At 34.8% G+C, this 10,401-nt stretch carries 9 protein-coding genes, 8 tRNA genes and 1 rRNA gene; all 18 read right to left on the bottom strand.

From position 1 onward, the window contains the following. Window positions 1–17: 17 nt before the first annotated feature. The 18 genes from JG553_RS13255 to hpt all read right to left on the bottom strand — a co-directional run bounded on the left by JG553_RS13255 (window position 18) and on the right by hpt (window position 10,399). Window positions 18–93 (bottom strand) — tRNA-Ala (locus JG553_RS13255). A gap of 23 nt (window positions 94–116) precedes the next feature. Next, window positions 117–190 (bottom strand) — tRNA-Pro (locus tag JG553_RS13250). A gap of 20 nt (window positions 191–210) precedes the next feature. Continuing rightward, a tRNA-Arg gene (locus JG553_RS13245) sits at window positions 211–287 on the bottom strand. 5 nt (window positions 288–292) lie between these two features. Next, a tRNA-Leu gene (locus JG553_RS13240) sits at window positions 293–381 on the bottom strand. A 7-nt stretch (window positions 382–388) separates the two neighbouring features. Then, a tRNA-Gly gene (locus tag JG553_RS13235) sits at window positions 389–463 on the bottom strand. 33 nt (window positions 464–496) lie between these two features. Beyond that, a tRNA-Lys gene (locus tag JG553_RS13230) sits at window positions 497–569 on the bottom strand. 6 nt (window positions 570–575) lie between these two features. Further along, window positions 576–651: transfer RNA gene (locus tag JG553_RS13225), tRNA-Thr, on the bottom strand. A 16-nt stretch (window positions 652–667) separates the two neighbouring features. Beyond that, a tRNA-Val gene (locus tag JG553_RS13220) sits at window positions 668–743 on the bottom strand. 12 nt (window positions 744–755) lie between these two features. Beyond that, window positions 756–870, bottom strand: a 5S ribosomal RNA gene (gene rrf, locus JG553_RS13215). Between the two features lie 557 nt (window positions 871–1,427). Then, window positions 1,428–2,915 (bottom strand): lysine--tRNA ligase, encoded by a 1,488-nt coding sequence (lysS, locus tag JG553_RS13210; protein ID WP_001288202.1) that lies wholly within the window; start codon window positions 2,913–2,915, stop codon window positions 1,428–1,430. Between the two features lie 52 nt (window positions 2,916–2,967). Beyond that, the gene (locus JG553_RS13205; protein ID WP_001790128.1) at window positions 2,968–3,060 is read right to left on the bottom strand and encodes a hypothetical protein; all 93 of its coding nucleotides are present in this window, start codon (window positions 3,058–3,060) and stop codon (window positions 2,968–2,970) included. A gap of 393 nt (window positions 3,061–3,453) precedes the next feature. Continuing rightward, window positions 3,454–3,930: a 2-amino-4-hydroxy-6-hydroxymethyldihydropteridine diphosphokinase gene (gene folK / locus JG553_RS13200; RefSeq protein WP_000613716.1), complete on the bottom strand. Its 477-nt coding sequence runs from the start codon at window positions 3,928–3,930 to the stop codon at window positions 3,454–3,456. Further along, window positions 3,927–4,292 carry a dihydroneopterin aldolase gene (gene folB / locus JG553_RS13195; protein ID WP_001154302.1) on the bottom strand — a complete coding sequence of 122 codons (366 nt, stop codon included), beginning with the start codon at window positions 4,290–4,292 and terminating at the stop codon, window positions 3,927–3,929. Before folB ends, folK begins: the two co-directional genes overlap by 4 nt. Continuing rightward, a complete protein-coding gene (gene folP / locus JG553_RS13190) occupies window positions 4,270–5,073 on the bottom strand; it encodes a dihydropteroate synthase (RefSeq protein WP_000167924.1) in 804 nt (267 codons plus the stop codon). Before folP ends, folB begins: the two co-directional genes overlap by 23 nt. A gap of 215 nt (window positions 5,074–5,288) precedes the next feature. Then, window positions 5,289–6,221: a cysteine synthase A gene (gene cysK, locus JG553_RS13185; protein ID WP_000057594.1), complete on the bottom strand. Its 933-nt coding sequence runs from the start codon at window positions 6,219–6,221 to the stop codon at window positions 5,289–5,291. Between the two features lie 178 nt (window positions 6,222–6,399). Next, window positions 6,400–7,281, bottom strand: coding sequence for an Hsp33 family molecular chaperone HslO (hslO, locus tag JG553_RS13180; protein WP_000148605.1), 882 nt, complete (start codon window positions 7,279–7,281; stop codon window positions 6,400–6,402). Window positions 7,282–7,509: 228 nt separating this feature from the next. Continuing rightward, window positions 7,510–9,603 carry an ATP-dependent zinc metalloprotease FtsH gene (gene ftsH / locus JG553_RS13175; protein ID WP_001167888.1) on the bottom strand — a complete coding sequence of 698 codons (2,094 nt, stop codon included), beginning with the start codon at window positions 9,601–9,603 and terminating at the stop codon, window positions 7,510–7,512. A gap of 256 nt (window positions 9,604–9,859) precedes the next feature. After that, window positions 9,860–10,399: a hypoxanthine phosphoribosyltransferase gene (hpt, locus tag JG553_RS13170; protein WP_000551283.1), complete on the bottom strand. Its 540-nt coding sequence runs from the start codon at window positions 10,397–10,399 to the stop codon at window positions 9,860–9,862. Between the last annotated feature and the right edge of the window lie 2 nt (window positions 10,400–10,401).

Raw genomic sequence — 10,401 nt, 5'->3', positions numbered from 1 at the left:
TCGTGTAAAAAAATAAATGGTGGAGACTAGCGGGATCGAACCGCTGACCTCCTGCGTGCAAAGCAGGCGCTCTCCCAGCTGAGCTAAGCCCCCATAAAATGGAATTTAAGAAGTAATCGGGAAGACAGGATTCGAACCTGCGACCCCTTGGTCCCAAACCAAGTGCTCTACCAAGCTGAGCTACTTCCCGTTATTCAATTAATTTAAAAATGGCGCGCCCGATAGGAGTCGAACCCATAACCTCTTGATCCGTAGTCAAACGCTCTATCCAATTGAGCTACGGGCGCTAAAATGGTGCCGAGGACCGGAATCGAACCGGTACGGTGATCTCTCACCGCAGGATTTTAAGTCCTGTGCGTCTGCCAGTTCCGCCACCCCGGCAAAATAATGGAGCAGAAGACGGGATTCGAACCCGCGACCCCAACCTTGGCAAGGTTGTATTCTACCGCTGAACTACTTCTGCATTATTTTGCTAAATATAAAAATTAAATCGTAATGAGCCATAGAGGATTCGAACCTCTGACCCTCTGATTAAAAGTCAGATGCTCTACCAGCTGAGCTAATGGCTCAAAAGATGGTGCCGGCCAGAGGACTTGAACCCCCAACCTACTGATTACAAGTCAGTTGCTCTACCAATTGAGCTAGGCCGGCTATATCTAAGAATAAATGGTGGAGAATGACGGGTTCGAACCGCCGACCCTCTGCTTGTAAGGCAGATGCTCTCCCAGCTGAGCTAATTCTCCGATTTGTCATTTGCCTGGCAACGTTCTACTCTAGCGGAACGTAAGTTCGACTACCATCGACGCTAAGGAGCTTAACTTCTGTGTTCGGCATGGGAACAGGTGTGACCTCCTTGCTATAGTCACCAGACAAAATAACTTACTTATTCATGATACACGCTTAATTAATAAGGTGCAATAGTTAATTTTACACTTTGATGTAAACTTTGTCACATCAGCTTTTAGTGTGTTTCGTCTGTTTTTGACGACTTTTATATATTACTTCATTCAATTGATAAAGTCAACACTTTTAATCAACTTTTTTATTCTTCAAAACTGACATTTCTCGTGCCCTCTAATTCATAACACTTTTAGTATTCTATCATACACATATGTACAAAACCATACACATTCTATACAATTTTAAAGTACTTTTATAGCTGATTAAGATAAATTATACTAATATAGCAATTTTTGTTATAAGATATCTCAATGTCTATCGTTAACATTTCTCATCCGAACTACTCTATATACGTATCGTCATTTTCATCTATCAGCCAACTACCTTGTTTAACAGTCAAAAATAGCACCACTATCGTTAACTATTACTATCAAAAACATTCAAACACGAACTAATTACCATAATTAAGAAAGCCCTCGCATACACATGTTGTATACACGAGAGCTCTTACTAACAATCAACGTCATTTATTTTTGTCTCATATAAGGGAATAATAATACGTCTCTGATTGATGGAGAGTCAGTTAATAACATAACCAATCTGTCAATACCGATACCAAGACCACCTGTCGGAGGCATACCATATTCTAACGCTTCAATGTAATCTTCATCCATTTCATGCGCTTCATCATTACCTTGCGCTTTTTCAACAAGTTGCGCTTCAAAACGACCTTTTTGATCAATAGGATCATTTAATTCAGTAAATGCATTTGCATGCTCTCTACCTACAATGAACAATTCGAAACGATCAGTAAATCTAGGATCTTCAGGATTTTTCTTCGCTAAAGGTGAAATTTCAGTCGGATGACCATAGATAAACGTTGGCTGAATAAGTGTTTCTTCAACTTTTTGCTCAAAGAATTCATTTAAAATATGACCATATTTCATTGTATCTTTAATTTCAATACCATGTTCTTTAGCTAAAGCTTTAGCTTCTTCATCACTTTTAACTTCATAAAAATCTACACCAGTAGCTTCTTTTACAGCATCAACAATATGCAAACGAGTCCAAGCAGATTCTAAATCAATCGTTTCCCCATTGTATTGTACTTTTGCAGAACCTAACACTTCATTGGCAATATGTCTCACCATAGATTCTGTTAAATCCATAATGTCATGATAATCTGCATATGCTTCATATAATTCAATCATTGTGAATTCAGGGTTATGTCTAGTTGATACACCTTCATTACGGAATACTCTACCAATTTCATATACTTTTTCAAGTCCACCGACAATTAAACGTTTTAAATGCAACTCAATAGCAATACGCATGTATAACGTTGCATCTAATGCATTATGATGTGTTACAAATGGTCTAGCAGCTGCTCCACCAGCAATTTGGTGCATCATAGGTGTTTCTACTTCCAAGAAACCTTTATTATTTAAATAATTACGCATTTCTTGAATGATTTTACTACGATTAATAAATGTACGAGTGCTATCTTCGTTCGTAATTAAATCTAAATATCTTTGACGATATCTCTGTTCAATATCCTGTAAACCGTGGAATTTATCCGGTAATGGTCGCAATGATTTAGTTAGTAGCGTGAATTTCTTCGCTTTAACCGATAATTCGCCAGTATTTGTTTTGAACATTACACCTTCAACACCAACGATATCGCCTAAATCAGCATTTTTCCATAAATCAAATTCGTCATCGCCAACTTGATCTTTACGAACGTAAATTTGAATTTGTCCAGCTAAGTCCTGAACGTGTGCAAATCCTGCTTTACCTTTACCACGCTTAGTCATTAATCGTCCAGCTATAGCGACATGACTATCCGCTTCTTTTTCTACCAATTCTTCTTTAGAATACTGGTCCCACTCTTCTTTCAAATCACTAGATAAACCTGAACGGTCAAATTTAGAACCAAACGGGTCTATACCAAGATCATATAATTCTTGTAATTTTTGACGTCGAACCAACATTTGGTCATTCATTTCTTCTGACATAACTTTCTCTCCTTTAACTTGTTGTAATCCTTTAGTATTCCAACTGGTACACTCAAACATTTTCCTTTAAAGTTTTATAAAATATCAGACATTTTTGCTCAACATACATCTCTTTCGATGTTTCTAATACTTTATCATTAACCATTACACCTTAAAGTTATGATGTGGCATGTTTTCTTATATTCATAACATCAATTTTATCACTTTTTTAATTTTACAAGAGCTTGTAAATGTAATAAAGCAATTTCTGTTTTCGTTTATGAATTACTTATTCATTTAAAATACGATTATCATTAATACAACCCTAAGTAAATGTATAAAAATTATCTTCCACAAACTTCAACAAAAGCCTAAATAAATTACAGCAATTTATCAAATATTGCTTACTTTGATTTTATGAAATAACTTAATTCTAACACATACTAAATCATCATATACTAATTCGAAATCAAATGCATTTAGAGATAATCAAAATGCGGAAACATCTCCAATAATCAATAATCTATTCCCAATAAATATGAATGTTCTCAACAATACATTATTTATATCTCTTTACACTGTCATCGACAAAAACTAAATCTTTCACTTTCAATTTCGAACGTGGTTCTACGACATTTGCTGCTATATCATTTAATGGGATTAAAACAAATGCACGTTCATTCATTCTCGGATGTGGCACCGACAGTTTTGGTAAATCTATCATTTCTTCTCCATACAACAAAATATCCACATCTAAAGTTCTAGGACCCCATCGTTCCTTTCTAATACGGTGTAAACATTCTTCTGTCTTCAAACAACATTCCAACAGTTGTAATACTGTGAGTGTTGTTTGAATTTCAACACACAAATTTAAAAAGTTAGGTTGCTCAGTATACCCAACTGGTGCTGTTTCATAAATCGGAGAAATATTAGATACGTTAATACCATCATATTCATTCAAAATCTTTATAGCATCGTTTAACTGGCTTTCTCTATCACCAATATTACTACCTAATCCTAAGTATGCTTGAATCATTTATTCTCCCTCACTATTTCGATACCTACTCCATCATAATGACCCGGAATCGGTGGGTTTTCTTTAGTGATTCTCACTTTCGTTTCCATTACACGATTATATTGTGAATTTATACGATTTGCAATACGTTCAGCTAGATGCTCAAGTAAATTAACGGCCTTACCTTCCATAATTGATTTAACCTCTTCGAACACTTCACCATAATGAACTGTATCAATAACATTATCAGTACGCCCAGCTTCAGCTAAGTCTACTTTCAAAGTTACATCCACTTTGAAAATTTGCCCTATTTCATTTTCAGCTGATAAAGCACCATGATATCCATAAAAGCGCATACCTTTAAGAAAGATTGTGTCTTGCATTTTCATTCTCCTTTAAAAAATCTATACCTTTAGCTAATTTAGCATTCAACTCGACATTATGAACGCGTACTGCTCTAACGCCTTTCATAATACCATATGCAGTCGTAGCTGCAGTTACTTCATCTCTTTCAACCGGTGTTGTATCATAACCCATCATCTCTTTAGTGAAACGTTTCCGGCTTGTCGCTAATAAAACTGGATATTCTGTTGCAACAAGTTCATCCAGTCTTGCCATAACTTCGGCTTCTTCATTTCTAGTTTTAGCGAAACCTATACCTGGATCTAGCCAAATTTTATTTGAAGGTATACCAGCTATTTTAGCTTGATGTGCTTGTGCTAACAAAGATGTTAACATTTCTTCGACAACCGGTTCATCACGATTACCATTTCCATTATGCATTAAAATAATTTCCGCGTCATATTTAGCTACAATTTGGAACATACGATGATCATACAGACCCGCCCATTGATCATTAATCATATCAACGCCTAATTTTAAACATGCTTCAGCAACCTCACTTCGAAATGTATCGACTGAAATTTTTACATCAAAACCGACAATAGCTTCAACAACAGGTAATACTCTGTTCATCTCTTCTTCTAATGAAACCATTTCATGACCGGGTCTCGTTGAAACACCTCCAACATCTATAATGTCAGCACCTTCATCTATCATGGCTTTCACTCTATTTATAGCTGATTCAACATTATTAAATTTTCCACCATCTGAGAATGAATCAGGTGTGACGTTTAATATGCCCATAATTTTTGTTTTAGTCATGTTAACCACCCTTTAATTATGTATTGTTTAACTCTAATAAAATTTACTCCTGCTATTTACTAGTTATTAGTATGTACGTTTATTATCTTATCATTCACTGGATATTTTTATCAGAAAAATGTTTAATTTAACGCTCATATTTTTAAAAATATACATGGTAGAAAAAAAGAGCAAGTTATCTCAAAAAGATAACTCACTCTTTTAAATGACATTAATTAGTCATCGAATGAATATAAAGGTGTTGATAAGTAGCGTTCACCATTACTCGGCAATACTGTTACTACTGTTTTACCTTTTCCTAATTCTTTTGCTTTTTGAATGGCAGCATAAATCGCAGCACCTGATGAAATACCTGCTAAAATACCTTCCTCTTTAGCAACTCGACGAGACATTTCCATCGCTGTATCATTTCCTACTTTAATAATACTGTCATAGATTTCTGTATTCAAAGTGCCTGGAATAAATCCAGCACCTAAACCTTGTAATTTATGTGGACCTGGCTCACCACCGCTCAATACTGGAGAAGCCTCAGGCTCTATAGCAACAATTTCGATGTTAGGATATTCTTTTTTCAGAACTTTACCTACACCAGATAACGTACCACCAGTACCAACACCAGCTAGGAACGCATCGATAGTTTTCCCTTCAAATTGTTGTAATAACTCAGGACCTGTAGTTAACTCATGAACTTCAGGGTTCGCAGGGTTTTCAAATTGTTGTGGCTCGAAGTAACCATGTTCTTCTTTCAATTCTTTAGCTTTTTTAATTGCACCTTTCATCGCTTCTGATCCAGGCGTTAAAACTAATTCCGCACCGTATGCTTTTAATAAATTACGACGCTCTTGGCTCATTGTTTCGGGCATAGTAAATACTGCTTTATATCCTTTAGCAGCACATACAAATGCTAAACCGATACCTGTATTACCACTTGTTGGTTCTACAATTGTATCGCCAGGTTTAATTTTGCCTTCTCGCTCTGCTTTTTCAATCATTGCTAAAGCAATTCTATCCTTTACAGAACCACCTGGATTTTGATATTCCAATTTTACATAAACATCTGCTGCATTGTCATCTACTACATTTCTCAATTTGACTACCGGTGTACCGCCAATAATTTGAGTAATATTATCTACTGGTTTTTGTGCCATTAAGAACACTCCTTTTTAGTTAGTTGTTGAAATCTTAGTTTATTTATCGGATATAGAATTATTTTATCAAATAAATTCTAGAAAGCAAACAAAATCACTAAGGATTATACAACTATTTAGTTCTACATTTCACTAAACCGCTAAAAATAAACATTTTAGCGTATTGATTTAAATTAAATTACGCTAAACTTTCTAGCAACACGTTTAATTCTTCTTCAGTATATTTATATTTATTTCCACAGAAATGACATACTGCTTCAGCACCATGATCTTCTTTAATCATATTTTGAATCTCAGCCTCGCCCAATCCTTTAATAGCATTTAAAAATTTCTCATGACTACAATTACATTCAAATTGAACAGGCATTTTCTCTAAAATTTGCACATGGTCTTCACCTAAGATTTCGTTTAGTAATCCTTCTGGCGTTAATCCTTGTTCAATTAATTTAGAAACTGGTGTCATTTCACTAATTGCTTTTTCTAATTTTGAAATTGTTTCATCTTTGGCACCTGGCATAACTTGAATGATAAATCCTCCTGCTGCTTTAATCGTATTATCAGGATTTACCAATACACCAAGACCTACCGATGAAGGTGTTTGTTCACTTGTAGCATAATAATAAGTAAAATCTTCACCAAGTTCTCCTGAAACAATTGGACTTGCTCCAGAGAAATAGTCTTTCATTCCAACGTCTTTAACAACCATAATAGATCCATTTGTCCCTACCGCTCGTCTTACATCAAGTTTACCTTGCTCATTTAATGGAAAATGAGTTTGTGGATGGTCTACATAAGCACGCACCTCGCCTTTAGCATTTGCATCGGCAATAATTCGTCCAATAGGTCCTTGGCCATCTACAGTGACAGTTAATTTTTGATCACCTTTCAACATTGCGCCCATCATAGCTGTTGCTGTCATTGTTCTTCCCATTGCAGCAGATGCTGTCGGCCATGTATAATGTCTCGTTTGTGCTTCTTGAACAGTTTCAGTTGTCAAAGCAGCATAAGCCCTAATCTCTCCATCAAATGCTAATGCTTTAACAATATAATCGTGTGTCATTATTTCAATCTCCTCTATTACTCTATATTTAAAAAATTACTTTACTTCATAAAATGCAACAATTGTACTTATTCTACACCCATCATTCTAAATAATGAAGTAACTTGTTTTACAATTATTTTCTGCTATAACAATTCAACGACTTAAAATCTAATACGTATTTTCAAAAACGATAAAAGTACCTCTTTCTATAACTTTATCATAGAAAGAGGTACTGAATATAATCGATTATTTATTGTCTGGGTGATTTGGATCGTAAGGTTTTTCGATATTTGGGGCTTGTCGATGTGCTGGTTCATCTTTTTCATCAGATTTATCAGCTTCTTTTTTATCCTCAGCAATATCTTTTTCTTCTTTACGATCTTCACTTTCGTCACGTTGTCCATCTTCTAATTGCTCTTTACGAATCTCTTCATAAGATTTACCGAATTTACCATCATTAAATTCAGAATCTTCATCTTTAACAACTTTAGCTGCATCATAATCAATTTCAGGTAATTTACCTTCGTAGAATAATGATTGAATTTGTTCAGCAACTAATGTTTCTTCTGTTAATAATGTTTCAGCAATTAAAATTAATTGTTCTTTGTGCTCTAATAAAATTTGTTTACAACGTTCGTATTGTTCTTTAACGATTCGTTGAACTTCTTTATCAATTTCATATGCGATTTGGCTTGAATAATTAGGCTCACCTTGCATATCTTTACCTAAGAATACTTGACCATTGCTATGACCGAACTGTAATGGTCCTAATTTTTTACTCATACCATATTGCGTAACCATTGAGCGTGCGATTTGTGTTGCACGTTCGAAGTCATTTGAAGCACCTGTTGATACTTCGTTAAAGTTAATATCTTCTGATACACGTCCACCAAGTAAACCACAGATTTTATCTAATAACTCTTGTTCAGTCATTAAGAAACGATCTTGTTTAGGTAGCATCATTGCATAACCACCTGCTTGTCCACGTGGAACAATAGTAACTTTATGCACTACTTCTGCCTCATCAAGTACCATACCGATAATTGTATGACCAGCTTCGTGATGAGCAACAATATTACGTTCTTTCTTAGAAATAACTCGAGATTTCTTAGCAGGTCCGGCTATAACTCTATCCGTTGCCTCTTCGATATCTCTCATGTCAATTTTCTTTTTACCTTCACGTACAGCAATTAAAGATGCTTCATTTAATAAGTTCTCTAAATCAGCACCTGAGAAACCAGGTGTACGTTGTGAAATTGCTTTTAAATCAACCGTTTCATCAAGTGGTTTGTTTTTAGCATGAACATGAAGAATTGCTTCACGGCCTTTCACATCTGGACGACCAACTTGAATTTGTCTATCAAAACGACCTGGACGTAATAAGGCTGGGTCAAGGATATCAGGACGGTTTGTAGCAGCTATCATAATGATACCTTCATTTTCACCGAAACCATCCATTTCAACTAATAATTGGTTTAGGGTTTGTTCACGTTCATCATGACCGCCACCAACACCTGCACCACGTTGACGACCAACAGCATCAATCTCATCGATAAAGATGATACAAGGCGCGTTTTTCTTAGCATTATCGAATAAGTCACGAACACGGCTCGCACCAACACCAACAAACATCTCTACAAAGTCTGAACCACTAATAGAGAAGAATGGTGCGCCAGCTTCACCTGCAACCGCTCTAGCAAGTAATGTTTTACCAGTACCTGGAGGTCCAACAAGTAAGACACCTTTAGGAATCCTAGATCCCATTTCTTTGAATTTTTTATTATCTTTCAAGAAATCAACAATTTCAATTAATTCTTGTTTTTCTTCATCTGCCCCTGCTACATCAGAGAAACGAACACGACGTTTATTATTATCGTACATTTTTGCTTTAGATTTACCAAAGTTCATCATACGACCGCCACTACCGCCACCTTGTGCTTGGCTTAGGAAGAAAATAAATAATAACGCTATGACTACAACTGGAATTAATGTTGAAAGTATACTCACAAAGACACTTTGTTTTTCTTCTTCTTTAATCGTTAATTTTACACCGTTTTGCTTTTTAGCAGCATCAGTAATTTTTTGTAATTCTTTTTCGTTGTTATATAAAATAGTTGATGAATAGTCTTCATCATTTTTCGTTTTACCACTTACCATATAGACATTTTGTTGTGGTTGGATTTCTAAAGTTTTAAGGTCACCTTTTTCCAACTTCTCAGTAAATTGATTATATGTAAGCTGTTTCGGCATATTTCCATTACCGTTTAAATATGAAAATAGACCAAAAATAATAACGCCTATTATTACGATAACTAGCACATTGCGAAAAGCTTTCTGCATGCGTCATTTCCTCCTACTTCCCATAATAAAACTAACAAAAATTGTAACATATGACATGTTTTATAAGCTAGTAATTGAGCTTAACATCAATGTCATTCACACCCGTATTAGTTTTATCAATCTCTATATTTTTCAACTTTTCAAGACATATGTCTTGTCTAAAATTAAATATATATGAAATACATTTTTCATATTTTTGAGTCTACACTATTATTTCTCAAACGCATAGTAATAATAACTGAAATTGATTAAAAAATTAATTTGAATACACTTCAGGTTTTAACGTACCGATATATGGTAAGTTTCGGTATAATTCACGATAATCTAAACCGTAACCAACAACAAATTCATCTGGTATTTTTTTACCTACATACTTAGCTTCAATGTCCGCTTTACGACGGTTTGGTTTATCTAATAAAGTAACTATTTCTAATGAATTAACTTTTCTAGATTGTAATAATTCAGTAATTGACTTAAGTGTAGTACCAGTCTCTAAGATATCTTCAATAATTAATACGTCTTTATTTTCAATAGAAGAACCTAAATCTTTAATGATTTGAACTTCACCAGTTGACTCAGTGCCTCCGTGATAACTAGAAACATCCATGAAATCAATTGATAAATGGGTATCAATTCGTTTAATTAAATCTGACATAAACATTGCTGAGCCTTTTAAGATACCCACGCATACTAATGGTTTACCTTGATAATCCTTTGTTAATTGTGCTCCCAATTCCTTACAGATATTTTGAATATCTTCTTCAGTTAACAATACTTCTTTCAAATCATTATGCATAA

This window comes from Staphylococcus sp. T93, from assembly GCF_016743875.1.
Classification (GTDB): domain Bacteria; phylum Bacillota; class Bacilli; order Staphylococcales; family Staphylococcaceae; genus Staphylococcus; species Staphylococcus aureus.
Note: the sequence above shows the minus strand (reverse complement) of the source record. Positions and strands in the feature narration are given on the sequence as shown.